Source organism: Candidatus Cryptobacteroides sp. (assembly GCF_056207615.1).
In genome coordinates this window covers 1-25,282 of record NZ_JBAEER010000060.1, presented here as the reverse complement: position 1 = coordinate 25,282, position 25,282 = coordinate 1, and the positions used below count along the sequence as shown (strand labels likewise).

Below are 25,282 nucleotides of genomic sequence, written 5' to 3'. Positions count from 1 at the left end.
CGCTTGATTTCGTTGGACATAGCATCAGTCGTTGCCGGCACACGCTATCGTGGAGATTTTGAGAAGAGGATCAAGAACATCATCAACCAGCTCAGCAACGACCCTGACATAATACTCTTCATCGACGAGTTCCACACCATGGTCGGAGCGGGAAGCGCATCGGGTAGCCTCGATGCGGCAAACATGCTCAAGCCAGCTCTCGCCAGGGGTGACATCCAGTGCATAGGAGCCACCACGATGGAGGAATTCAGGAAGATTATCGAGAAGGACGGAGCCCTCGACAGAAGGTTCCAGAAAGTGGTAGTAGAGCCTGCTGACATGGCTTATTCGGTAAGGATACTCCAGAAGCTCCGCAAGAACTATGAAGTCCACCACGGAGTCAGCTACTCGGACGAGGCCATCGAGGCCTGCGTCAAGCTCTCCGAGAGATACATAACAGACCGTTGCCTCCCGGACAAGGCCATCGATGCGATGGACGAGGCCGGATCGATGGTCAAGCTTAGAAAGTCGCGCAACAAAAGGGCATCCACGTCCGTGAGCGCGAACGACGTCGCTGCGGTCATCTCGCAGATGTCCGGAATACCTGTCGGAAGGATAGCAACCGGCGAGAGCGAGAGACTGCTCAAGATGAAGGAGAGGCTCAAGTCGCACATCATCGGCCAGGATGACGCGGTAGACACCGTCGTCACTGCCATCCAGCGCGGACGTGCCGGAATCAAGGACCCGAACAGGCCTATAGGAAGCTTCCTCTTCTTCGGACCTACCGGAGTTGGAAAGACCAAGTTGGCCAAGCAGATAGCCGATTACATGTTCGACTCGGAGGACAGCATGGTCCGCATCGACATGAGCGAATATATGGAGAAGTTCAATGTGTCGCGATTGGTCGGAGCGCCTCCGGGATATGTGGGATTCGACGAGGGTGGTCAGCTCAGCGAGCAGGTGAAGCGCAAGCCATACTGCGTCGTGCTCCTCGACGAGATCGAGAAGGCACATCCGGACATCTTCAACCTCCTCCTCCAAGTCCTGGATGAGGGAAGGCTCACGGACAGCAACGGAAGGACGGTGAACTTCAGGAACACCATCGTCATAATGACCTCCAACGTAGGAAGCCGCGAACTGGAAGAATACGGAAAAGGTGTGGGATTCATGACTTCAGGCAGGAACATTGCTGCCGACAGGCAGGGAGTGCTGGCGAAGGCCGTCAAGAAGGCATTCCCGCCGGAATTCATCAACAGGGTCGACGAACTGGTATATTTCAATTCCCTCTCCAAGGCCGACATCGCCAAGATCATCGACATCGAGCTGCGCGAGCTCAGGGAAAGGGTTTCGGAGGCTGGCTTCAAGATAAGCATAACTCCGAGCGCCAAGAGTTTCGTGGCCGAAGCCGGATATGATCCGAACTACGGCGCCAGGCCGCTCAAGAGAGCGATTCAGAAGTACATCGAGAATCCGGTATCCGAGTACATCATCGCCGACAGGATGTCATCGAAGATCACGAAGGGAAAGCCAGAAGGTCTCCGCACTATCAAGATTGCCTTATCAGAAAACAAAAGCACCCTTGAACTCAAGGTCGAGGTCTGAAATCATATCGACGAGGACATGATAGGAATTCTCTGATTCGAAAAGGCTGCTAAGCTTGTTGAGATCTGTAGTTTTCATTGTTTCCTTGTTTTGATGATGCAAAACTAAAGCGAGCTTGTACAATCATGATGTACAAGCTCGCTTTTTTATCTTTTTTTCGCAAAAATCGGCCTATTTCATCTCATCTGCCATCTTCTTGACCCTTTCCGCCCTCTCTCCGCTGTCCGGATGGGAAGCAAACCACTTGGCAACGGAAGATTTTGTAGAAGAACTTCCAGAGAGCTGCACAAGCTTGTCCAGGGCCTTGTACATGCTGTACTTGTCGCGTCCGTTGTCGACGGCGAACTGGAAACCGTATGAATCGGCAGCATACTCCTGCTTCTGTGAATACTGAGCGCTGGTATATGACTCAGCGAGATCACCGAGGATTGAGTCCGAGAGCACTCCTACGACTCCACCCACGGAGCTGACTGCATCTCGAGCAGCAGACGAAAGGTAAGCCCTCTTCATAGCCTTCTTGCTATCCTGATGGACCACATGACCTACCTCATGACCGATGATGGCAACAAGCATGTCATCATCCATGACGTCGAAGAGTCCGCGGTAGATTCGAATCGAACCGTCTGCACACGCGAAAGCATTCACTTCCGGAACGTCATACACCTTGAAGTTGAACTTCATGCCCTGAGGAGCCTTTATAGAAGAAGCGACCCTGGTGAGCCTGTCATAGTACTTGCCAGAAGTCAGCACCTTGTTCTGCGCATCATAGTGGGCTACAGACTGCTGGCTGAGCTGGATGATCTGGGCATCGGATATCGTAGCAGCAGAAAGGGTCTTAGCAGCAGCTGAGGCCAGATAGCCGGCGTCAAGTTGCCCGCTTGTGAGAATTCCGCACGAGGACACCGTCATCACGCAGAGAAGGAGATATATCAGTCTTTTCACTATTCGCTGAGTATTTTGAGACAGTATTCAACGAGTTCACGAATGCCACCCTTGTACTCGGTGTTGCTATCGCCTGCATGACGCTGGGCGATGATGCAGCAGATGGTCGCGGCATTATGACCGAGATGGGCAGCAAGACCGGCAAGCGCCGAACCCTCCATCTCGAAATTTGTGATCTTCCTGCCATTGCACAGATACGACTCGAAATTGTCCACCATATCTGGCAGTGCAAGCGGAATCCTGATCACGCGTCCCTGAGGCCCGTAGAAACCTGATGCGGAGATGGTGATGCCGAAGATAGCGCGACCGCGGAACTTCTCAGTCATTCCCTTTCCCGCAGGTACGAAATAAGGGACTGGAAGGTATTTGCTCCAGTTCATGTGACGCATGAGCTCCTCCTCGTAATCCTTGAGGACGACAGCATCCCTGTTTCCATACCAGTTGAGAAGACCGTCGCAGCCGAGGGATATCTCGGAGAACACATACGAACCGAGAGGAATCTCCGGCTGGATTGCACCTGAGGTTCCTATCCTAAGTATATTGAGTGATCTGTGCTGCTTCTTCACCTCACGGGTCTCGAAATCGATGTTGGCGAGGGCGTCGAGCTCAGTCATCACGATATCGATGTTATCGGTTCCGATTCCATGCGAAAGGACGGTGAAACGCTTTCCGTTGTATCTGCCCGCGACAGAGACAAACTCACGGTTAGCATGCCTGAATTCGATGTCGGTAAGGAATTCCGCTATCATGTCAACCCTGCCGGGATCACCTACGAGGATGACGTCATCGGCAAGTTCTTCCGGACGGAGATGAATATGGAAAGCAGATCCGTCACTGTTGATGATTAGTTCTGATTCTGGGATTCTCATTGCGTAATTACTAGTGGTTGCCTACAAATTTAGCATTTTAACTGAAATTCCGTATTTTTGCGATGTACAAATTGAAAACGACAACTATGTGGCAAAGAATACAGACTTTATATCTCGCGATCGCCTGTGCGCTCACGGCATCGCTGTTCTTCTGTAACATCGCAAACGTAATCGGCGCAGACGGAGTGGTGGAGCACATCCGTTACAGCGAAAAGCTCATATACCTCGTGCTCACCATAATCTGCATGCTCACCGGCGTGCTCAGCATCTTCACCTGGAAGCTCAGGCTGCTGCAGATGAGGCTTGCCGTGCTCACTGCCCTCCTCCTTCTCGGAATCCAGGGCGTCATCGTGAGTGATTGGTTCGCAAACCACGACGTGATGGTGTTCTCAGTCACCGCCGTATTCCCGCTCATCGCATCCATACTCTGCTTCATGGCGTCACGAAAGATCTTCCAGGACGAGATCATGGTACGCGCATCGAGCAGGCTCCGCGACACAAGAAAAAGATAATCACCTATGGAAAGAAAAGTGGTCGTTACCGGAATGGGAATCATCTCTCCGGTAGGCAATGACGTGCAGACATACTGGAAGAACCTCGTCGAGGGCGTATGTGGCATAGCCAGCATAGAAGAATACGAAGGTCTCGACATCAACGTGCATGTCGGAGGCACCGTGAAGGACTTCCAGCCAGAGGTCTATGGAATCGAAAAGCCCTTCATAAGGAAACAGGATAAGTTCACGGTCTATGCGGTGGCTGCTGCAAAGCAGGCAATGGACCAGGCCGGACTCGTCTCCGGAGAAAACATCGACCCTATGCGCCTTGGCGTATACGTCGGCTCAGGCATAGGTGGTTACGGCACCATAGTAGCGGAGTGCGAGAAATCTGTCAAGGAAGGTCTGCGCTGGATCTCTCCGAACTACGTCTCAACGATGATTTCAAACATAGCCGGAGCAAACATCGCGATCAGACACAATGCCTGCGGCCCATGTCTGGACACCGTATCCGCATGCGCAAGCGGCACGAATGCTATCGGAGAAGCATACAGGGCAATCAAGCACGGATATTCCGATGCGATCATAACCGGCGGAGCAGAAGCGGCACTCGTCCCTATGGCTGCGGCATCGTTTGCTGCATCAAGGGCACTCAGCAAGGAGACCGACCCGACCAGGGCAAGTCTTCCGTTCAATGCAAGACGCGGCGGATTCGTGTTGGGAGAAGGTGCCGGCATACTCATCCTCGAGGAATACGAGCATGCAAAGGCAAGAGGAGCACAGATTCTCGCCTTCATATCCGGATATGGACATAGCTGCGACGCACACCACGTGACTGCGCCGAATCCGACAGGACAGACCCAGGCAGCAGCGATCAGGCTTGCACTCGACGAAGCTGGATACAACGCTGCAGACACGCTCCATATCAACGCGCACGGAACCGGAACAGCTCTCAACGACAAGTGCGAGACCCTCGCCTTCAAGCTCGCTCTCGGCGAGGACGCAAAGAGGGCGCACATCTGTTCGACAAAGTCCATGACAGGACATCTGCTCGGAGCGGCAGGAGCGATTGAAGCCATCGCTGCGGTGCTCGCGCTCAAGGAAGGCATCGTACCGCCTACCATCGGTCTCGACGAGCAGGATCCGGAATGCGATCTCGACTATACGCCGAACAAGGCTGTCCAGGCAGACCTCACCATTGCGATATCAGACTCCCTGGGCTTCGGAGGCCACAACGCCTGCGTCGCTTTCCGCAAAGCATAGGATGAAAAGCATAAACTAAAAGAGACCGACCCTCCCGGATCGGTCTCTTAATATTTCTTAGGTAGATTGACTACTCACCTGCTTCCTTGAGACGCTCAGCGTTCTCCGCGATGATAAGCTGGTCGATCACATCCTGAATCGCACCGTCCATGAACACAGGAAGGTTGTACATGGTATAGTTGATACGGTGGTCGGTAACTCGCGATTGCTGGTAGTTGTAAGTACGGATCTTCGCAGAACGGTCACCGGTGCTGACCATGGTCTTACGCTTTGCCGAGATATTGTCGAGATACTTCTGGTACTCCATATTGTAGATACGGGTACGAAGCTCATTGAGCGCCTTGTCGTAGTTCTTGAGCTGAGATTTCTCATCCTGGCACTGTACCACGATACCGGTAGGGATATGGGTAAGTCGGATAGCTGAATAGGTCGTGTTCACCGACTGACCGCCAGGACCTGACGAGCAGAAGGTATCCTTCCTGATATCCTTCTCGTTGAGCTCGATATCGAACTCGCCTGCCTCAGGAAGCACGGCAACAGAAGCTGCAGAAGTCTGCACTCGGCCCTGAGTCTCAGTCTGAGGCACGCGCTGTACGCGATGTACGCCAGACTCATACTTGAGGGTTCCGTATACATGGTCACCGCTGACCTTGGCTACGATTTCCTTGAATCCACCGGCAGCACCTTCAGACTGGCTGGTGACCTCGATCTTCCAGCCCTTGGTCTCGATGTACTTGCTGTACATACGGAAGAGGTCGCCCGCAAAGATAGCAGCCTCGTCTCCACCGGCACCGCCGCGGATCTCGAGGATGGCGTTCTTCTCATCCTCCGGATCAGCAGGAATGAGGAGGAGCTTGATGTTCTGCTCCATGTCAGGGATCTTAGGCTCGATCTCCGAGATCTGCTCTTTAGCCATCTCACGAAGGTCTTCGTCCTTCTCTGTCGCGATGATGTCCTTTGCCATCTCGAGCTCATCCATGAGCATCTTATATTCCTGACCAGCCTGAATTACAGGCGCGAGCTCCTTGTACTGCTTGTTCAGCTGCACGAACTTCTTCATGTCCGACACAACGTCAGGGCTTGCGAGCTGCTCCTGCAGTGACTCGTACTTCTCCTGAAGTCCAAGGATCTTTTCCAAAAGTGAATTTTCTGCCATATATGGTATTTTCTTTTCTCTGTATTGTAACAGCCTGCAAATATAGCAATTTCTTGCGAATCACTACAATCCCTTGGCTTTGGCTTCGTCCCAAATCACATCCATCTCAGCGAGGGTCATGTCCGATAGCTTGCGTCCCTTGCGCATGGTGTTCTCTTCGAGATAGGTGAAACGGCGACGGAATTTCTCGCAGGTGCCGCTCAAAGCGACTTCCGGATCCACGCCATAGAGTCTTGCCGCGTTGATGGTCGCAAACATCAGGTCGCCGAACTCCTCTGTCATGTGTGCCATGTCATCCTCACCACAGGCCTCCTGAGCCTCTCCGAGCTCCTCATGGACCTTATCCCACACATCTTCCCTCTTCTCCCAGTCGAAGCCGCAGCCTCTTGCTTTCTCCTGCATCGACAGAGCCTTGAGCACTGCCGGCATCGAGGTAGGGATTCCGGACATGACGGTCTTGTTCCCGTCTTTCTCCTTGGCTTTGACGAGTTCCCAGGTGTCGGCTATTTCCTTTGCGCTCGGAGCCTCTCCTTGCGGAACGAGCGAACCGTCGCGACGGAACACATGCGGGTGGCGGAAGATCATCTTGTCACAGACCTTGTTGATGGAGTCTGCGATGTCGAAGGACTCGCTCTCCTGCCCTATGCGCGCATAGAACACCATATGGTAGAGAAGGTCGCCGATCTCCTTCATCGTCTCGGCCGTATCCTTCCTTATTATGGCGTCGCTGAGTTCATAGACCTCCTCCTCGGTCATTGGGCGTATCGACTCCATGGTTTGCTCTGCATTCCATGGGCATCTTTCCCTGAGGGCGTCCATCACGTCAAGCAGACGGCCGAACGCTTCCAACTTTTCCTCTCTTGTGTGCATGAGAATATTTCTTAACTTTGTGGCCGCAAAAATAACCAATTTCCATGAATTTGAACTTTGTTTCCGCTGACGAGGCTGTCAGCCACATCAAATCCGGATCACACATCCACCTCAGCAGTGTCGCCAGCGTGCCACACATCCTCATCCAGGCACTCTGCCGCCGTGCAGACGCCGGTGATGTAAAGGACCTGCATTTCCACCATTTCCATACAGAAGGCCCAGCACCATACAGCGAGCCTCAGTATGACGGAATCTTCTTCGACCAGGGATTCTTCCTCGGCCCTAATGTCCGCAAGAATGTTAACGCCGGTTATGCTGACTACCTTCCAGTACACCTCGGAGAGACTCCTCGTCTCTACCGTCAGGGTTTCATCAAGCTCGGTGCGGCTCTCGTGAACTGCTCCCTTCCTGATGAGAACGGCATGGTCAGCCTTGGTACCTCAGTAGACTGCTCTGTAGCTGCAATCGATTCAGCAGAGCTCGTGATCGGAGTAGTGAACCCTAACGTTCCTTTCGCTTACGGCAACCTCATTCCGCTCAGCAAGTTCGACTATCTCGTGCAGGATGACGCTGCGCTCGTGACCGCCAACTTCGCAGAGCCTACTCCTACCGAGATGCTCATCGGAAAGAACTGTGCAGCGCTCGTAAACGACGGTGATTGCCTCCAGATGGGTATCGGAGCACTTCCTAACGCACTCGCAGGCGAGCTCGGAAACCACAAGAACCTCGGTCTCCACACTGAGATGTTCGCCGACGGACTTCTTCGCCTCATCAAGAAGGGCGTCATCAACGGCATGAACAAGAAGATCGACACAGGAAAGGTAGTATCTTCATTCCTCCTCGGAAGCAATGAGGTATACTCTTTCATCGACCATAATCCAGACGTACTCATGCGCGACATCGAGTACACCAACAACCCATGGGTCATCGCACAGAACCCTAACATGAAGGCTATCAATTCTGCTGTCGAGGTCGATCTCACCGGACAGATCTGCGCTGACTCAATCGGAACAAGGCTCTTCTCTGGTACCGGCGGACAGCTCGAGTTCGTACGTGGCGCATCCATGAGTGAGGGAGGAAAGAGCATCACAGCTTTTGCATCAAGGACTGCAAAGGGTCAGAGCAAGATCACAGCACAGCTCAACCCAGGCGCAGGCGTCGTGACACCACGTTCAGACGCCCACTGGGTAGTTACCGAATATGGTGCAGTAGACCTCTATGGACGTAGCTGCCAGGAGCGTGCAAAGCTTCTCATCAGCATCGCTCACCCTGACGATCGCGAGATGCTTGACCGCCAGGCTTTCGAGAGGTTCGGTCCTCACTACCACAATTTCGACATCTAGAAGATTATCATAAAAACGCAGTAAGGCGGTGACGAAAATCACCGCCTTATTATTTTCCTCCGCCGTACCAGTCATCGACGATGGCAAACCCGTGACCACCCTCGGTCTCGTAAGAGGGAGGGGCCCAGCGCTAGCTGGGAGGGATGAGCGAAGCGAAGGTTTGTGATCGTCGATGACTGGTACAAGCCGAATGACTGGTACTGCCTAATAATAGAACATGTTCCGCTTAGGGAACTTCTTGCTGTATTGGAGACGGCACTGGTCGAAGAGTTCCGCAGTGGCGGTTGCAAGCCTAGGACCACGCCATGTGCTCGTATTGGTTACGAATATCCAACACTCACCGTCCGGGAAATACTTGATGAGGGCACTCGTTCCGGTGAATGTTCCCGTCCTGGTCCAGCCCTTTTCCGGATTGGTGTCGTTCCAGCCGAGAGAATACCACTCCGGTGCATGGTACGCCGTCATATCGTCCACGGAATATGAACTTATCACATCCTCCACCTCCGGGCGACCGTCGATGGCGGCAACCAGCTTCGCGAGTTCGAGAACTGAGCAGCACCATCCGCCGGCTCCTGCAAGCACGGTGATATCGTTGGCACCGTAGCTGTTCTTTGACACATCGTGACTATAATATCTGACCTCTCCAGGGAAGCGATCCACATACTCGTTCCCTGCGATGTGCATGTCGTTGCAACCTATCGGCTCGAGTATATTACGGTCCATGTATGTCTCATAGTCGGTGTCTCCAACCACCTCGATTATCTTAGAAAGGAGAAGGTATCCAAAGTTCGAATACCTATGGGTATCGCCTGGACGGTAAAGCACCTTCTTGCTCAAACCGTAGCGGATGTAGTCCTCTGCCTCCGGTCTGCGGGAAAGCCCGAGAGACTGCCTGACGGTCTCGCCTGCGAACATTGGATCGGTCGCGAAACCGGCCTGGTGACGGAGCAGATGCTCCACAGTTATCTTCGAATAGTTCGGATCCTTGAGAGCATTCGCATATTCCGGACCCACGAGTATTCCATCCTCGCCGAACACCGGGTCACTCAGACTGAGCATGCCTTGATCCACGAGATTCATTATGCCGACTGCCGTGATGAGCTTGGACACCGAAGCGACCCTCATGAGGTGGTAAGGTTGCATAGGCACCCCCTCGTCTGCCTTGCCATATCCCTTTGCGAACACGAGCGAATCGTTACGCATCACGGCGATGCAGGCGCCCTTCAGTTCCCATTTCTGCATATAGGCGCGCAGCTTTGAGTCCAATCCGCTGAGTTCCGGCAGGTCAGAATCGGCATTCGTGATGGTCTTATTGAGATTCACGCCCACCTTAGGATAAGGCAGACGCGAGATTGGCCAGTTGTCGGCAAAGGTCACGGCCGACAGCAGGACGAGCACGGCAAAGGATATGAGAGTCCTCCTATTCATCCAGCAATCCTGCCTTGCGGGCGTAATCTATGATCATGTCTGCGGTCTGCTCAATTCCAATCTTGGAGGAATCGATGCAGAGGTCGTAGTTTGAAGCCACTCCCCAGTTGCCGAAAGTATAGTGATTGTAGTAGCTCTCACGAGCCCTATCCTTCTTCTCTATGTATGCCTCAACCTTCTCCAGTTCAATTCCGCAGCGTTCAGCGACCCTTGCCTTGCGACTCTCCATCGATGCTGTTATAAACACGTCCAAGGTACAGTCCATATCGCGGAGAACATAGTCCGAGCAGCGTCCTACGATGATCGCAGAACCGCTCTCGGCGATGTTCCTTATTGTCTGGCTCTGAAGCTGGAACAGCATGATATCCTCGTTCGAACCGTTGATCATAGAGGATATTCCCTGAAGGAAACTGCTCTTGCTCTCATCCTTCCTGGAGAACATACCTGCGCTGAGTCCGCTGTCCTGCGCCGCACGCGTGAGGAGCTCGTTATCATATACAGGTATGCCGAGCTTCTTTCCGAGTTCCATGGCGGTAGACTTTCCGCCGCTACCGAACTGTCGTCCGATATTGATGATTATCTTCTTTGCCATATCTACATCCTGCTGCCAAGGACGGCTGGATCGTCGCCGTCATTGAGTGAATTCAACTGTCTGAGAAGCTTTGCCCTCATCACAAGCGCGATGAGCGCAGCGAGTATGTCCGAGATAGGGAAACTCCACCATACACCGTCTCCGCCGAGGAAGGTCGGGAGGATGTAGAGCAAAGGCACGAGTATGATCAGCTGCCTCGAGAGGGACAGGAAAATGGACTTCGTGATCATTCCCAGCGACTGGAAGAGATTGGTCGCGACCATACTATAACCGATGCTCCAGATACAGCAGTTCATGATCCTGAGTCCATGTGACGAAAGGTCGATGAGCTCTGGATCGTGAGTGAAGATGCCGGCAAGAATGCGTGGGAAGAAAACGCTGCAGATGAACGCAAACGTCACGACTATGGTAGCCATGTCAGTAGTCTTCTTGTAGACTTCGACTACCCTCTTATACTTCCTCGCGCCATAATTATATCCGGCGATTGGCTGCATTCCCTGGTTGAAACCCATACATACCATGATGAAGAGGAACGTGAGCCTGTTGTTGATGCCATACGCACCGACGCCGAGGTCACCGCAGTACTTCACGAGCTGCTTGTTGATGAAGATGGTCACGATGCAGCTGGCAGCGTTCATCAGGAAAGGTCCGAATCCTATCTCGGTAGAATCCTTGGCAATCCTCCAGTCGAAGCGGCAGATGCCCTTCTCGAAGTGCAGGACCTTCTTCTTGTCGCTGAAAAGCACCATTATGACGATCAGCGCCGCCGTCTGTGAGAACACCGTTGCCCATGCAGCACCGCGAATGCCCATTCCGAGCCCGAAGATCATGAGGGGATCGAGAATGGTATTGAATATGACGGTAAACAGCGTCAGACCCATCGCGGTCTTCGGGTTTCCGGATGATCGCATCGCGCTGTTCAATCCGAAATACAGATGCGTCACGACGTTGCCGGCAAGTATGATCTGCATATATTCCCGTGCATATCCGATGGTATTCTCGCTGGCGCCGAAGAAAGTCAGGATAGGATCCAGAAAGGCCAGAGACACTGCCATGAAGAGGAGTCCCACGAGGATATTGAGACTGACCACGTTGCCAAGCACCTTGTTAGCCGCAGCATAGTTCTTCTGACCGAGGAGGATAGAGAGCATCGTGGCTCCACCGACGCCGACCAAGGTACCGAAGGCTGCCGAGAGGTTCATCAGCGGGAAAGTGATGGCCAGACCAGAGATGGCGAGGGCACCTACACCCTGTCCGATGAAGATGCTGTCCACCATATTATAGAGAGAAGAAGCCGTCATTGCGATGATCGCAGGGACGGCATAATTCTTCAAAAGCTTGCTTATCTTTTCTGTACCAAGTTCCGTTGGTACTGCTTTGTTTTCTGTCATTCAGGTTTATCTACTATTTCTATTTCAAAGACAAGAGGAGCAAATTCCGGTATCTTGTCACCTGAGCCGCTGGCACCGTATCCTAAGCTCGAGAAGAAGACACCGACTCCCTTCTCATGAGGCCTCATGTTCCATAGGGTAAGTGAGAAGCCGTTGATTGTGCTGGATCCTCCAAGGGTAATATCCGAATACTTCTCGCCCATCTTGATCTTCACAGGAGCATAGTCCTTGGATGCAGAATAGATGTTGTGAATCTTCGCAATGTCCGGGTTAGTCGTATCGAAGACCTGTCCGTTGAGGAGCTTTCCTGTGTAGTTGATATAGAAGGTTGAATCTTTCTTGTACGCAGTCGTATCAGAAGGCTCGCTCAGGCGAATGTACCTGAAGCCGCGACTCTGCTTCTTGATCTGGCTCTCGTCGTAGTTCGCTGCGATGAACCTGTCCATCGTGTCGATCTGCCAACGGTCAAGGCTGTCGGTAGCGTCAGAGACCTTGAGCTCATAGATGTAATCCGAAGAGGCGCCCTTAGTGTCGTCGAGATACTCGTTGAGAGAATCATGCCTGTTGTTGGTGAGAAGCCAGCGAGGGATTACGACCTGGCGTGTTCCGCCCACCTTCATGTCCCTTATGGCAAGTTCCACACCGGCAAGCTGCTGGTTATCTGCAAGCTTCCATACACGGTCGCCATAATAGGTTGCCTTCTCGAAAGTTCCGAGCTGCTTCATGAGTTCAGGATCGGTCGTCTTTTCGATTGCACCCGAAATGCTTCGGACGGTATATGTAAGGAAGACATAGTCCTTATCGCCGACAAGTTCGCCGGTTCCGTCAGTCTCATCAAGGATATAGAGTCCGTCAGGTCTCATATTCACCCCTGGATGATTCTGAGACATCCATGCTTCGAGATACCTCTTTGCATCGGCATAGTTATAGCTGCTGACTGTCCTGGCGCATGATGCAGAGAGCACCACCATCGCACAGGCTGAAAGAATATATGCTAAGCTTCTTTTCATTACTGTAAATTAATCTCGCAAATATACGAAAAAATCGGTTATTCGTTGCTTACTCCCTCTACCCAGACGACGTAAGCCAAGGCGGAGTTAGCAGGAATCGTGCCGACAGCCTTCTTCCCGAAGCCATATTTACCTGAAAACAATATAATACACTGTTCTCCGGCCTTAACGCCCACCAGACCTTCGCGCAATCCGCGGTGCAAGTCTGCAGATGACATATCCACCGTCTTCACCTCGAAATCCGCAGCCTCAACATTCCAGCCAACGGCTTCCGCCTCTTCCCTGTTGTTCGTAGCGAACATATATTGAGGAGAGATGCCAGAATTGAACACATAACCGCAGTAATAGAAAGCCACGCGCCCCTTCTCGCCGAGTTCCTCACCCTGTCCAGGATTGAGGACAAGCCTATGGGAACCCTTGTTGTGGACGACTGTCAATGTACTGTCCCTCTTGAGTTGCGATTCGATGAACTGGTCGATCTTTGCCTCCTGGCTATTGTATGTGGACTCGTAGCTCGCCTTCGTACATGAAGCGAGCGCAAGAGCCATCACTATGATTAGAACCTTTCTCATTCGTTGAAGAATTTCCTGGTTACGGCCTCGATGTATGCGGCAACACTCTTCGTGTCGGTCACGTCAGCAGGAATGTCAAGCCTTCCGCCTGCGGCATTCTCATGTCCGCCACCGTGAAAAAACTGACCTGCACAGACATTGGCGCTCACGCCCTTCTCTGAGCGGATGGATATGCGATACACGGATTCGTCCTGCTGCTTCGCGAATATGCTCATCCTCACCCCACGTATGCCAAGCGGCATGTTCACAAAGGCTTCGGTGTCTCCTTCCCTCACATCGTACTTCTGCTTGTCCTCCTCTCCGAGCACCATATAGGCGACTCCTTCAGGCGTAATGGTCAAGACATCTGAAAGCAGGTGACCGAGAAGTCGATATCTCTCCTCGCGATAGTTATTGTATATCCCGTAAAGAATCGAATCCCTGTCCACCCCGGCAGCAATAAGTTTCGACGCCATGTCCAAGGTTGAAGGGAAGGTCGAATTAGCGAAGTTGTTGGTATCTGTCGTCATACCTGTCATAAGACATCGCGCACAATGTGCAGGTAGCGCTCTCGCATCATCAGCGACATCAGGCATTGACATCAGGACATGGTAAAGGAGCTCGCTAGCCGAGGACACCCGGGTATCAGAGAAGCAAAGGTCAAAGGCTTCCCTGTCTGGTCTAAGGTGATGATCGATGAGAACTTTCGGGCATGCCAGGGCCGCGAGGGCAGGAGCAAGGACAGCTGCCCTTCCGAAAGCATTGAAATCCAGACATACTAGAAGATCGGCAGACGCCAAAATCTGTTCCGCACGGCGCAGGTCGGAGGTCGCCACAACAGGCTGTCCCTCATCTGCACCTTCGAGAACAAAGTAAAGAGTCTCAGGCACTTCGTCAGGCACGAATACAGTCGACGCCACACTTCTGGACCTCAGATAATGCTGAAGTCCGAAGCTACTGCCGAGCGCATCGCCATCAGGATGCACGTGAGTTACTATCGCTACATTGGTCGCTTTTCCGAAAAGCTCGTCGAGTCTTGCGAGACTCTGTCTGTCAAGTGTGTCCAAAAGCCAAAATCTTATGATGCAAATTTAGAAATTATATTGCATTTCATAAATGAATTTTTTAACTTTGTCCGGATTTTAAGAATCAACTGTAAAACCGAAATAAAACAAAATAATATACCACAATGAAAATCTTGAAGATAATCCTCACTTCAGTAGTGCTTCCACTCTGCATCGCAGGACTCGCTTACCTCTGCGTAGACAGTGTCATGCAGCCAGTAAAGTTCAACAAACAGCAGGACGCACGCGAGCAGGTTGCAATCCAGCGCCTCAAAGACATCCGTACCCTCCAGAACTCATTCAAGAGCCAGTATGGTAGGTATGCTCCTACTATCGACTCACTCAAGTGGTACTACAACGAGGGCAAGATGGACATCGTTCTCCAGTTCGGTTCACAGGACGACTCTATCGCAGACCTCAACAGAACTAACTTCATCAAGAGCAGCAGGCTCAAGGGCGAGGCTCTCGAGGCACAGCTCTATCAGGAGTACCTCAATGGTAAGGCAGTATGGGGTAAGGTTAACCACCCTATTCCAGTAAAGGACACTCTCTGCAAGAGGGACGACTTCTGCATCGACTCTATCGCATTCATCCCTGCATGCGGTGACTCTGTAATGATGGAGTCTACCATCAAGACCGTTTCAGGTGTAAAGGTTCCTCTCTTCGAGGCTAAGATGCCTTACGCTATCAACCAGAACGGTAAGATCGTAGAGTACCTCCTCAAGGGTCTCGATCACCAGCTCGTAGTCAACAGGTACTTTGAGAGGGAGGACAGCGGACGCTACCCTGGCCTTATGGTAGGTAGCATCTCAGCTCCTAACAACAATGCAGGTAACTGGGAGTAATAAAACTCAGGTTTCCATCCAGGTCAAATCGGATGGATTCGCAATCAATAGCGGCTGCGCCCGGTCAGAATGGCTGGGCGCAGACCGTGTTTTTACCACCCCGGAACTTCAGAAAAGGTTTGACGAGGTAGCCATTTCGGTTTTTACTCCGAAGTTCACCCTCGTACCGACGAACTTCTTCAGACCCGAGGACGCACGCGCGATGCTTGGTGAGACCTTCACCCTTGCACCGGATGAGGGCGTAGGCTACGCACAGCTGCCCCAGTTCGGCGCCGTGGCTGTCTTCTCGACCAGCGTCAACGGCACGCTCGCGAGGATGCTCCATGAATCCATCAGGAAGACCGACGGCAGCAAGGGCCTCCTCATTCCGGAACAATATTTCATGCTGACCTCGCTTGAGAGGATCAGCGAATACAACAAGATCGTCGCATCTTATGCAGACGGCTACATCCACCTTATCGTAGCCCAGGGTAAGACCCTGCTTCTCTGCAATTCTTTCGAGGCCTCAGATTTCACGACTGCGGAGTACTTTATATTTATGGTATTGCGCAAATTTCAGCTCAACCCTGAGGTGTCGACGATATATTTCCGCACCCCGCTCTCTGCGGAGGAGGAAGAATCACTCTACAGTTATTTCCACTCAGTCGAGACCTTCTAGATGAGAATCATCGGTGGCAAGCTTAAGGGAAAGATGATTTTCCCGCCAAATGGCTACAAGGCGCGTCCGACCACGGACTTCGCCAAGGAGGGCTTGTTCAACATCCTCAACAACGAATACGAGTTCGAGGGCCTAAAGGTGCTGGACCTCTTCGGAGGGACAGGTGCTATCTCATACGAGTTCGCATCGCGCGGTGCCGAGCGAGTTTACTGCGTGGAGATGCTGCCGATGCATGCAAATTTCATCAAGTCTCAGGCGGCAAAGTTTGGTCTGAGCAACCTCACTACCGTACACCATAACGTATTCGACTTCCTCGAAATCTGTCACGAGAAGTTCGATCTCATCTTCGCAGACCCGCCTTATGCAATAGAAGGACTCGCAGGTATTCCTGACAAGGTCTTTGCCAAGGACATACTGCATGAAGGATGCTACTTCATTCTTGAGCATGGAGACGACTATGACTTCAGCCAGCATCCACATTTCGTGAAGATGAGGAAATATGGCAACGTACATTTCAGTTTCTTTGAGAAATAGACTATGGCCAAGATAGAAAAGACAAATGCTGCCCGTCTTCTTGACAAGGCAGGCGTAGCTTATGAGCTCGTACCCTACGATGTGGATGAGAACAACCTTGCTGCCGATCATGTAGCAGCACAGCTTGGCGAGCCTCTTGAGCAGGTATTCAAAACGCTTGTCCTCCAAGGTGACAAGACCGGGCACTTCGTTTGTGTCATTCCTGGCGGAGAGGAAATAAACCTGAAGAAGGCTGCAAAGATCTCCGGAAACAAGAAGTGCGACCTTATCCACATGAAGGATCTACTTCCTACCACAGGCTATATCCGCGGTGGCTGTTCCCCTATCGGAATGAAGAAGCCTTTCCCTACATATATCGAGGAAAGCGCCATGCTGTATGACTATATATATATTAGCGCAGGCGTGCGAGGACTTCAGTTCAAGATCAATCCAGAGGACCTCATCGCCTTTGTCCCAGCAGAACCTTCAGACATCGTTTAAGAATCCCACTGGCTAAAGCATAAGCGCCAAGGAGCATCAGCGCAGTGCCGGAGTGTGCGAAATGGTAATTGAGCCACGGAGACACCCGTCGGAACGAAGTGAAGACGGCATGCCCCTCGGGGCAGCTGCGATAGCTGCGGGGGCAATATAAAAGAGGCTGACCATCTGGATCAGCCTCTTTAATATTAGAAAAACGGATCGTTTCTAATTAGAAAGCAACAGCGATGCCTATGAAGTCCTCAGCCTTGAGAGCGGCGCCACCGATGAGGCCACCGTCGATATCAGGCATAGCGAAGAGCTCCTTAGCGTTAGAAGGCTTGCAAGAACCACCGTAAAGGATAGTGGTGTCGTCTGCAACCTGTGCACCGAACATGTCAGCGAGGACCTTGCGGATGTATGCGTGGATCTCCTCAGCCTGCTCAGCAGTAGCGGTCTTACCGGTACCGATAGCCCAAACTGGCTCGTAAGCGATGACGATGTTCTTCATATCCTCAGCTGTGAAGTTCTTGAGAACGTTTACAGTCTGAGCCTCGCATACTGCGAAATGCTTCTCAGCCTCACGCTCCTCGAGGTTCTCACCTACGCAGAGGATCACCTTGAGACCAGCAGCGAGAGCGAGCTTTGTCTTCTCGACGAGCTTCTCGTCTGTCTCACCATAATACTGACGACGCTCTGAGTGACCGAGGATGGTGTACTCACAACCTACTGAGGTAAGCATGTCTACTGAAACCTCTCCAGTGTAAGCGCCCTTTGCCTTGTCTGCGCAGTTCTCAGCTGAAAGTGCGACACGTGTGCCCTTTACAACCTCGTTTACTGGATAAAGGTGGGTGAATGGAGTAGCGATGACAAGACCTACTTCTGCTGGTACCTGTGCTGATGCTGCTACAACTGCCTTTGCGAGCTCTACGCCCTCAGGAACTGTAGTGTTCATCTTCCAGTTTCCTGCTACAATGTTCTTTCTCATGATATTGAATTGAATTATAATTTGTACTCTAACCTTTACGGACCTTGGTCCAGACTGCAAATTTACTGCTTAAATCCAAAAATTACAATAAAATGCGTACCTTTGCGTTTCATTGGAAAACAAAAAAATCAATTATACAATCGATGAAGAATTTCGTTGAAGAACTTAAATGGAGGGGAATGATCCATGACATCACCCCAGGAGCAGAAGAGGAAATGTTGAAAGGTCCTGCAGCTGCATATGTAGGAATCGACCCGACTGGCGATTCACTCCATATCGGCCACCTTGTAAGTGTTATGATTCTCAAGCACTTCCAGAACTGCGGACACAAGCCTTATGCTCTTGTAGGCGGTGCCACCGGTATGATCGGTGACCCTTCAATGAAGTCAGCTGAGCGCAACCTTCTTGACGAGGCTACCCTCAGCCACAACGTGGAGTGCATCAAGAAGCAGCTCAGCAGATTCCTTGACTTCGACTCAGACGCACCTAACGCTGCCAAACTCGTAAATAACTATGACTGGATGAAGGACTACACCTTCATCAATTTCACACGCGATATCGGAAAGCTCATCACCGTAAACTACATGATGAGCAAGGACTCTGTGAAGAAGCGCCTCAGCCGCGACTCTTCAGAGGGCATGTCATTCACCGAGTTCAGCTACCAGCTCCTTCAGGGCTATGACTTCCTCTATCTCTACGAGCACGAGGGAGTGAAGCTCCAGCTCGGCGGCGCAGACCAGTGGGGCAACATCACCACAGGTACTGAGCTCATCCGCCGCACCCTCGGCGAGCAGGCCTACGCCCTCACCTGCCCTCTCATCACAAAGGCAGACGGAGGCAAGTTCGGAAAGACCGGGAAGGGCAACATCTGGCTCGATCCTGAGAGGACCTCACCATACGAGTTCTACCAGTTCTGGCTCAATGTCAGCGACGATGACGCAGAGAAATACATCAAGATCTTCACCCTCCTCGACAGGGAGACCGTAGAGGCTGCTGTAGCTCAGCACAAGGAAGACCCGGGCCAGAGAAGTCTCCAGAAGCTCCTCGCAAAGGAGATCACCATCATGGTACACGGCGAGGCTGAATATGACAACGCAGTGGCAGCTTCAAAGATGCTCTTCGGAAACTCAACCTCAGAGGAGCTCCGCAAGCTTGACGAGAGGACCTTCCTCGCAGTGTTCTCAGGCGTCCCTACCTTTGACGTAGCGAAGTCCGAACTCCCTTGCAACATCCTCGACTTCCTCGCAGTGAAGACCCAGGTCCTCCCATCGAAGGGCGAGGCAAGGAAGATGGTCCAGGGCAACGGCATCAGCATCAACAAGGACAAGACTGCCGACATCAACCGCGACATCACCGAGGCTGACATCATCGACGGCAAGTACATCCTCGTACAGAAGGGTAAGAAGAACTACTTCATCATCAACGTACAGTAATGGAGAAGCCAGCATCAACCAGACAGCTCAAGGTCGGAAGAGAACTGCAGAAGGCCCTTGCGGAGATAATCCGCAGCAAGGGCATGGCATCTTTCGGCGGAGCCATGGTGACCGTCAGCGAGGTTCGCATCAGCCCCGACCTCTCGGTAGCCAAGGTCTACGTCAGCGTATTCCCTTCAGCCAAGAGTGAAGCTGTGATGGAAATCCTCGACGCAAACGTCAAGGTCTACCGTGGCGAACTCGGACATCTTGTCGCAAAGCAGCTCAGGATCGTCCCTGAACTCGTATTCTATCTGGACTCTTCACTTGACTACGCCGAGCACATCGACGAGCTTCTCAAGAAATAGTCCTCAGAGATATGCCTTATCTGCCGTTCTTCATAGCCAGGCGCTACCTTTTCGCAAAGAAGTCACACAATGTGATCAACATCATCTCTGCGATCAGCGTTGCGGGCATGGCTGTGGGAACGGCAGCATTGGTCATCATCCTTTCCGTCTACAACGGCTTCGACTCGATCGTCAAGACTTCGCTCAGCGACATGGATCCCGATATCATGGTGACCCCATCCAAGGGCAAGACCTTCGTTCCGGAGGGAGAAGCCTTCGACTGGCTGTATGACAACGAGTCGATCATCAGCATGTCCAGCGTCCTTGAGGACAATGTCTACCTTTCCTATTCAGGCAGGAACGGAATCGCCATAGCCAAAGGTGTCGACGACGTCTACATGGAGGAATCCCCTATCAGCAAGGACATCATCGAAGGCAAGTTCGAGTTCCACAAAGGCGACATCCCGCTCGCCGTCGTCGGTTCGCAGGTCGCCTATGAGATGGGAATCAGCCCGCGCTTCATAGCCGGCATCGAGATGTACTTCCCTTCTGCCGACAGACCGTTCTCGCTGAGCAACCCGGCGGCATCGCTCGAATCCGTCAAGGTATTCCCTTCCGGAATCTACAACATCGAATCAAGCACGGACAACAATGTGGTGCTGGTACCTCTCGCCCAGATGCGTGAGCTGCTCAGTCTGGAGAACGAAGTGTCCGGGCTTGAGCTCCGCATAGACAGCACCCTCACTGCCAAGGCTCAGAAAAGGCTACTTGCCCAGATCGCGGACAAGATGGGACCGGAGTATAAGGTCAAGGACAGATACCAGCAGAATGAATCCCTGTACAAGATGATGAGATACGAGAAAGCGTCTGTCTACCTCATCCTGCTGTTCGTCATAATAATCATCGCATTCAACATCTTCAGCAGCCTGTCGATGCTGATGATCGAGAAAGAGGAAGACACACGGACACTTCAGTTCCTCGGAGCCAAGGAGTCCACCACGCGAGAGATCTTCATCCTTGAAGGATGGATGATTTCGATGCTTGGAATGTGCGCCGGCCTCGTTTCAGGAATTCTTATCGTACTCGCCCAGCAGCACTTCGGGATAGTCAGGATGCCTGGCAGTTTCTCTATCTCAGCATATCCAGTCATCCTCGAATGGTCAGACATACTTCTGACCGCCGTCAGCGTCGCCGCCATCGGCTATTTCATCGCCTGGCTGCCTACGGCAAGGCGTTTCAGGTCAGAGTAGGATTCAGCATATCAAAGTCATATCTATCTGAATACGCTCTTATACTCTGATCTGGACAGCATTTTAAAGTCAACTGACCATATACGAGAACGTCTCTTGGTTTATTCTCTTTGTTTTGGGGCAATAGGTTCAAGCCTGTTTCCGTTCCAATTGATCCTCATTATCCCTGTGTCCTTGACGACAAAAGATTCCTGGATGCCATCATCGACATTTTCGGGATAAGTTTGTGTGCACTGTATTACCAGTCTCTTTTTTTGCCTTGTCTCGCGGAACACTTTTTCATTTGATGCCCCATCCAGGAATATCAGACAACTTTTAGCCCTGACCACGCCATATATCTTATCAATCTCACCTTCATGCAACTCATATGAATCAACATAATTCACATATATGATGCTATTTGAATCAGGACGCTCCTGTACTGATATAAAGCATATGTTCATAGACTCATCACGCATTCGGGACAGTATATGGCTCTTGAAAAGCCTATCTTCAAACTTATATTCAGGCACAGCCACATTCCTTTCCTGCTCATCACAACAAGTATGAGATAAGGTATCCAGTACAATAACTGACTTCAAGCGCATATCATCGTTATTGATATACGATATAATCTCCCCACCTGGCTTGTCATAGAGTGGAATTACAGCATCAGATCCATAAGGCAGCATATAATCGCGAATAACGGATGTACTCTGTGACCTATCCTGGCCATGGACACGAAGAGAAAAGAATAGCAACAACAATAATAAACAAATACGTTTCATCGTTCCAAAGGACATTAGCATGGTGTTGTCGGTACCAATATACGATTCTTTTGCCGATATGGCAAGTAGGCTCCGGCAGGAAACTATTGCTTAACATATGGACCGAGCTATCTCTTATAAGAGAGAGACATCCCCTTGTTTCTTATATGATATGATGTATAAAACGGATGTTCGCTATATCGTAAACGCAAGGAGTCACATAAACATGAGTCCAAGGTCAGTCGATCCAGTCTGATGAACTCATCGATAGTATCCAAACCTATACTACTGATAACCAGAATCTCATTGCCAATATCCACAGTGTGCAGCACTTGATAAGAGCTCCTGTCATAATCGACATCTTCAACTTCATTTATACCTGATGCACAAGTAAAACTGACCATAGGCTGCGTGGAAGATCCGCCGAAACAGACCTCATATACCATTGGGGCAAAATCAGCGACCAATTTCGTCTTTGCCCTGAAGTCAATCAACGAGTCCCTTAGTGGTGTATCATAGAACACGTCCTCGACTGCCTCACCAAAAGCATCACTTGTCTCAGTACGTGAGAACATTCTTTCAAATTTCAGGGCCACCGTCCCATCGTTCTCAAGACTATATTCTTTATGATATGGCATTTGAAAAGGGATCTCATCAGGTCTCAGTTGCTTCATTTCCTCCAACAAAAGCGAAACATCTTTAGAGTACCTTGTCAATGATGATTTATTGGCAACACTCTTAGAAAGCTCCGGAACAGAAAACAACCTGATTATAGAGTTCTGATACATACCTGACTTAACATGGGTCATCTTGTCAATATCATCTATTTCAGGATCGAACGGGATAGTCCTGTCAAGAAACGGCTTTGAGTCAAATGACACAATAACAGAATCATTTCTGTGAAAGATATCTATATCCGTCACTCTTACCACGTCATCACATGATATCAACTCAAGATATCGGGACAGGCTGTCTTGCAATGACGGGCTATAGAACAATGATTTGCAGTCCTTTTGGCCAACGCATGAAACAGATGCGAAAAGTGTCAGAATAACAACAATCCGCTTACAAAATGTATCCTTTACAAAACAATCCATCTTCTTCAACTTTTATCCTTGCACCAACGTACCATCCTGCTTTTCCCACTCATTCAAGAAGACCCTGATATCTCTTATCTTTTCTGGCAATCTGTAATAGCGACGGGAATAATACTCTAATATGATAATAAGAATCTTACAACCATTCATTGATTTGTTTCTTTTAGGATTAATGGATTTCCTGCCGGAGACTCCGTCAGGAAACTATACATACATCAGAGCAGGTCATGCTCCTTGAAAAGGTTGAGCACATCAGACTTGAAGCGTTCCTTGTCGAAGCCTGCGGCCTTCTTGGAAAGACGGTCAAGGCTGGACAAAGATTCAACCACCTTGGCGGCAACAATCCTCCGGGCTTCTTCTTCGGATGCAGATGCAAAGCGGTCGTAGTCTTCACCGTCGATCTTGAAAGAGCAATTATAGAAGCCATCAACTTCAAGATAAGTGCCATCCCAGCCCTTTGCACGATAGTGTTCGACGAAGCGTGGACGTTTAGCCTTAGACCACGCTTCGAAACCAGGCCTCGTTTTAACCGCCACACAACTTAGAAGATAATAATTTATCGCACCATAGTCTATATCTTTCAAACTGTCTTCCAACAAGTCGGAAACATAACAGATGCTATCAGACTTCTTGTCCAATGATGCATCAATCCTAATGTAAATAATAATTTTCATATCTACCTGAATATCGCATTGCTTGGTGGCAAGTGTCCGTAAGTTAAGAAATGTTAGTTTATGCGAATCAAATTTTTACCGGACAAACATGGTTACAGATATTCAAAATAAGCACAGGGGTCTATTCTTCATCTGCGAATAAAACTGCCTCTGATGGTGTTCTGTGATAAATAGTCGTTTCATAAATCTTTGTTTCCCTCAGATTTCCCTCTTCATCATAATAGTGCCATTCGCCGAAAAAATCGCCTTCCCCAAAATCTTCAGTAAACAAATCATCATAAGAATCATTTTTCCATCCTATCCACAACCCTTCATCCTTAATCATCCCATTGGGATAAAACTCCTGTGAATAGCATTGTCTGTCGAACTTCACCATAGCTCCAGTCTCTTTACATGGAACATAACGTTCTACGTCCTCATAGTCAAACGTCTGGCCTATCAATACAGCATTGATATACAACCGCGTAGCACGGAGCAAACCATTGTCATAGAAAAATGTCTCTAACTCTTTGGCTACCTTGTTGGCCCTAAACCCAAGGCCGTCCTTATTGCCTTCTTTATAAACCACGCACTCAACAAAATTTCCATCAGTCCACATCCAGGGGCCAGTCCTACGGCCTTCTGAGTCATACTTGTTATATGGAGCAGACGGCTGTGCAAACAGCACAGCATAGATAGGAATCAGTAAAATAAACAGAATAAATCTTTTCATATCGTTCTATGCAAAGATAACGTTAATATAAGGTTGCCCTCCCTTCAATTCTTGGCAAAGGCAGAAGTAAATTTTTGCACCTACACCCCTCATTTTCAGAGCCGTAAGCTTCCCTTGAGCATTCCGACATTGGCCTCATACGAGCCCTCGTTGACAGTAGGATACTTCAACAAGTCACTAGGAAAGGTACAGGCCGCATATGTCACAGTTGAGCCATCTGCAAGATATTATGACTCAGATTCATCACCCCATTCATACCCATTACCATAGCGACTTTGCGAATCAATGTCACTAGTAAGTGTCAGTCGCCATGCCAAACCATCGGGATCCACCCTGTTCACCGGATTCCCGCACAGTACGCATACGGACTCACTGAATAGTACTTCTCTGCCATAAGATCAATCGTCGTGAACCTGCCGAACAATGTGTTGTCCTCGTCCACGACCGTCCTGACATTGCCAAGATGGTCGGTCACGTAGTACATGTATCTCGGACTCTCTCCCGTCATGTCGATGTAGCCTCCTTCGAAGTTCACGCGTTCCAGCACGCCGTTCACATACTCCATGTTCGCGATGTAGTCGCGGACCATAACCGTGCTGTCGGTACCAATATACGATTCTTTTGCCGATATGGCAAGGGACATCAGCCCCAGGACGGCTGAAATCGCAGCCGCCGCAATATTTTTATGTTTCATTGATTTGTTTCTTTAAAGATTAATGGATTTCCTGCCGGAGATTCCGGCAGGAAACTATACATACATCAGAGCAGGTCATGCTCCTTGAAAAGGTTGATCACATCAGACTTGATGCGTTCCTTGTCGAAGCCTGCGGCCTTCTATGAAAGACGGCCAAGGCTGGACAAAGATTCATAGATATTCCGGCGGATAGTCGGCCACCGATTCCGGTGATACTCGGCCACCTGGTTTAGATTCGCAAAGATATCAATATTTCTTTCTCATGCTATCTCCTTTCAACTCAAAGCGGAGAGATTTGTGCACTATTCTGTCCAG

Annotated in this window: 27 protein-coding genes; 11 read left to right on the top strand and 16 right to left on the bottom strand. The window is 50.5% G+C overall.

All coding sequences use genetic code 11. The features are described 5' to 3' along the window. Positions 1-1,581 (top strand): ATP-dependent Clp protease ATP-binding subunit (locus AC06ND_RS03885; RefSeq protein ID WP_475677680.1); only part of this gene is annotated, 1,581 nt, incomplete at its 5' end. A 171-nt stretch (positions 1,582-1,752) separates the two neighbouring features. Here the strand turns inward: AC06ND_RS03885 and AC06ND_RS03880 are convergent. Both AC06ND_RS03880 and AC06ND_RS03875 read right to left on the bottom strand, forming a co-directional pair. Next, a complete protein-coding gene (locus tag AC06ND_RS03880) occupies positions 1,753-2,523 on the bottom strand; it encodes a M48 family metalloprotease (RefSeq protein ID WP_475677679.1) in 771 nt (256 codons plus the stop codon). Further along, positions 2,523-3,392, bottom strand: coding sequence for a nucleoside phosphorylase (locus AC06ND_RS03875; RefSeq protein WP_475677678.1), 870 nt, complete (start codon positions 3,390-3,392; stop codon positions 2,523-2,525). Before AC06ND_RS03875 ends, AC06ND_RS03880 begins: the two co-directional genes overlap by 1 nt. An 86-nt stretch (positions 3,393-3,478) precedes the next feature. Here AC06ND_RS03875 and AC06ND_RS03870 point away from each other — a divergent pair, with 86 nt between their 5' ends. Further along, positions 3,479-3,904 (top strand): DUF4293 domain-containing protein, encoded by a 426-nt coding sequence (locus AC06ND_RS03870; RefSeq protein ID WP_475677677.1) that lies wholly within the window; start codon positions 3,479-3,481, stop codon positions 3,902-3,904. Positions 3,905-3,910: 6 nt separating this feature from the next. After that, positions 3,911-5,149 carry a beta-ketoacyl-ACP synthase II gene (gene fabF, locus AC06ND_RS03865; protein ID WP_475677676.1) on the top strand — a complete coding sequence of 413 codons (1,239 nt, stop codon included), beginning with the start codon at positions 3,911-3,913 and terminating at the stop codon, positions 5,147-5,149. 70 nt (positions 5,150-5,219) lie between these two features. Here the strand turns inward: fabF and prfA are convergent, their stop codons facing one another. Beyond that, the gene (prfA, locus tag AC06ND_RS03860) at positions 5,220-6,305 is read right to left on the bottom strand and encodes a peptide chain release factor 1 (protein WP_475677675.1); all 1,086 of its coding nucleotides are present in this window, start codon (positions 6,303-6,305) and stop codon (positions 5,220-5,222) included. 63 nt (positions 6,306-6,368) lie between these two features. Beyond that, complete coding sequence (gene mazG, locus AC06ND_RS03855; RefSeq protein ID WP_475677674.1) at positions 6,369-7,175, bottom strand: nucleoside triphosphate pyrophosphohydrolase; 807 nt, start codon at positions 7,173-7,175, stop codon at positions 6,369-6,371. Between the two features lie 38 nt (positions 7,176-7,213). Here mazG and AC06ND_RS03850 point away from each other — a divergent pair, with 38 nt between their 5' ends. Further along, complete coding sequence (locus tag AC06ND_RS03850) at positions 7,214-8,518, top strand: acetyl-CoA hydrolase/transferase family protein (protein WP_475677681.1); 1,305 nt, start codon at positions 7,214-7,216, stop codon at positions 8,516-8,518. A gap of 204 nt (positions 8,519-8,722) precedes the next feature. On the opposite strand, the gene AC06ND_RS03845 is transcribed toward AC06ND_RS03850, so the two are convergent. From AC06ND_RS03845 to AC06ND_RS03820, 6 genes are read right to left on the bottom strand one after another with little or no spacing between them, the layout of a single operon-like run. Continuing rightward, a complete protein-coding gene (locus tag AC06ND_RS03845; RefSeq protein WP_475677673.1) occupies positions 8,723-9,946 on the bottom strand; it encodes a serine hydrolase domain-containing protein in 1,224 nt (407 codons plus the stop codon). After that, entirely contained in the window at positions 9,939-10,538 is a 600-nt protein-coding gene (locus tag AC06ND_RS03840; protein WP_475677672.1) for a cytidylate kinase-like family protein, read from the bottom strand. Before AC06ND_RS03840 ends, AC06ND_RS03845 begins: the two co-directional genes overlap by 8 nt. A gap of 2 nt (positions 10,539-10,540) precedes the next feature. Beyond that, on the bottom strand, positions 10,541-11,929 hold the full coding sequence (locus AC06ND_RS03835) for an MATE family efflux transporter (protein ID WP_475677671.1): 1,389 nt from the start codon (positions 11,927-11,929) through the stop codon (positions 10,541-10,543). Then, a complete protein-coding gene (locus AC06ND_RS03830) occupies positions 11,926-12,939 on the bottom strand; it encodes an FKBP-type peptidyl-prolyl cis-trans isomerase (RefSeq protein ID WP_475677670.1) in 1,014 nt (337 codons plus the stop codon). The genes AC06ND_RS03835 and AC06ND_RS03830 overlap by 4 nt, the downstream gene beginning before the upstream one ends. A 38-nt stretch (positions 12,940-12,977) precedes the next feature. After that, the gene (locus AC06ND_RS03825; RefSeq protein WP_475677669.1) at positions 12,978-13,511 is read right to left on the bottom strand and encodes an FKBP-type peptidyl-prolyl cis-trans isomerase; all 534 of its coding nucleotides are present in this window, start codon (positions 13,509-13,511) and stop codon (positions 12,978-12,980) included. Then, positions 13,508-14,557 carry a DHH family phosphoesterase gene (locus AC06ND_RS03820; protein ID WP_475677668.1) on the bottom strand — a complete coding sequence of 350 codons (1,050 nt, stop codon included), beginning with the start codon at positions 14,555-14,557 and terminating at the stop codon, positions 13,508-13,510. The genes AC06ND_RS03825 and AC06ND_RS03820 overlap by 4 nt, the downstream gene beginning before the upstream one ends. A 122-nt stretch (positions 14,558-14,679) precedes the next feature. Between AC06ND_RS03820 and AC06ND_RS03815 the strand changes: the two genes are divergently transcribed. Genes AC06ND_RS03815 through ybaK form a run of 4 tightly spaced genes read left to right on the top strand, consistent with a single transcriptional unit; the run spans position 14,680 to position 17,071 of the window. Then, positions 14,680-15,399, top strand: a complete 720-nt coding sequence (locus AC06ND_RS03815; RefSeq protein ID WP_475677667.1) for a hypothetical protein — start codon at positions 14,680-14,682, stop codon at positions 15,397-15,399. Next, the gene (locus tag AC06ND_RS03810; RefSeq protein ID WP_475677666.1) at positions 15,380-16,057 is read left to right on the top strand and encodes a DUF3822 family protein; all 678 of its coding nucleotides are present in this window, start codon (positions 15,380-15,382) and stop codon (positions 16,055-16,057) included. The genes AC06ND_RS03815 and AC06ND_RS03810 overlap by 20 nt, the downstream gene beginning before the upstream one ends. Next, entirely contained in the window at positions 16,058-16,591 is a 534-nt protein-coding gene (locus AC06ND_RS03805; RefSeq protein WP_475677665.1) for an RsmD family RNA methyltransferase, read from the top strand. It abuts the gene before it with no gap. Between the two features lie 3 nt (positions 16,592-16,594). Continuing rightward, the gene (gene ybaK / locus AC06ND_RS03800) at positions 16,595-17,071 is read left to right on the top strand and encodes a Cys-tRNA(Pro) deacylase (protein WP_475677664.1); all 477 of its coding nucleotides are present in this window, start codon (positions 16,595-16,597) and stop codon (positions 17,069-17,071) included. 208 nt (positions 17,072-17,279) lie between these two features. Here ybaK and tpiA read toward each other — a convergent pair whose 3' ends face one another. Then, positions 17,280-18,035, bottom strand: coding sequence for a triose-phosphate isomerase (tpiA, locus tag AC06ND_RS03795; protein ID WP_475677663.1), 756 nt, complete (start codon positions 18,033-18,035; stop codon positions 17,280-17,282). A 143-nt stretch (positions 18,036-18,178) separates the two neighbouring features. Here tpiA and tyrS point away from each other — a divergent pair, with 143 nt between their 5' ends. Genes tyrS through AC06ND_RS03780 form a run of 3 tightly spaced genes read left to right on the top strand, consistent with a single transcriptional unit; the run spans position 18,179 to position 21,044 of the window. Next, positions 18,179-19,468, top strand: coding sequence for a tyrosine--tRNA ligase (tyrS, locus tag AC06ND_RS03790; RefSeq protein ID WP_475677662.1), 1,290 nt, complete (start codon positions 18,179-18,181; stop codon positions 19,466-19,468). Further along, positions 19,468-19,815: a 30S ribosome-binding factor RbfA gene (gene rbfA, locus AC06ND_RS03785; protein WP_475677661.1), complete on the top strand. Its 348-nt coding sequence runs from the start codon at positions 19,468-19,470 to the stop codon at positions 19,813-19,815. The genes tyrS and rbfA overlap by 1 nt, the downstream gene beginning before the upstream one ends. An 11-nt stretch (positions 19,816-19,826) precedes the next feature. Continuing rightward, positions 19,827-21,044, top strand: a complete 1,218-nt coding sequence (locus tag AC06ND_RS03780) for an FtsX-like permease family protein (RefSeq protein WP_475677660.1) — start codon at positions 19,827-19,829, stop codon at positions 21,042-21,044. A 101-nt stretch (positions 21,045-21,145) separates the two neighbouring features. Here the strand turns inward: AC06ND_RS03780 and AC06ND_RS03775 are convergent, their stop codons facing one another. From AC06ND_RS03775 to AC06ND_RS03755, 5 genes are all read right to left on the bottom strand, one after another. Next, complete coding sequence (locus AC06ND_RS03775; RefSeq protein WP_475677659.1) at positions 21,146-21,715, bottom strand: hypothetical protein; 570 nt, start codon at positions 21,713-21,715, stop codon at positions 21,146-21,148. A 203-nt stretch (positions 21,716-21,918) separates the two neighbouring features. Next, positions 21,919-22,896, bottom strand: coding sequence for a hypothetical protein (locus tag AC06ND_RS03770; protein WP_475677658.1), 978 nt, complete (start codon positions 22,894-22,896; stop codon positions 21,919-21,921). A 206-nt stretch (positions 22,897-23,102) separates the two neighbouring features. Further along, positions 23,103-23,561 carry a hypothetical protein gene (locus AC06ND_RS03765; protein ID WP_475677657.1) on the bottom strand — a complete coding sequence of 153 codons (459 nt, stop codon included), beginning with the start codon at positions 23,559-23,561 and terminating at the stop codon, positions 23,103-23,105. 121 nt (positions 23,562-23,682) lie between these two features. Continuing rightward, complete coding sequence (locus AC06ND_RS03760) at positions 23,683-24,273, bottom strand: toxin-antitoxin system YwqK family antitoxin (protein WP_475677656.1); 591 nt, start codon at positions 24,271-24,273, stop codon at positions 23,683-23,685. A gap of 337 nt (positions 24,274-24,610) precedes the next feature. After that, positions 24,611-24,967: a hypothetical protein gene (locus tag AC06ND_RS03755; RefSeq protein WP_475677655.1), complete on the bottom strand. Its 357-nt coding sequence runs from the start codon at positions 24,965-24,967 to the stop codon at positions 24,611-24,613. Between the last annotated feature and the right edge of the window lie 315 nt (positions 24,968-25,282).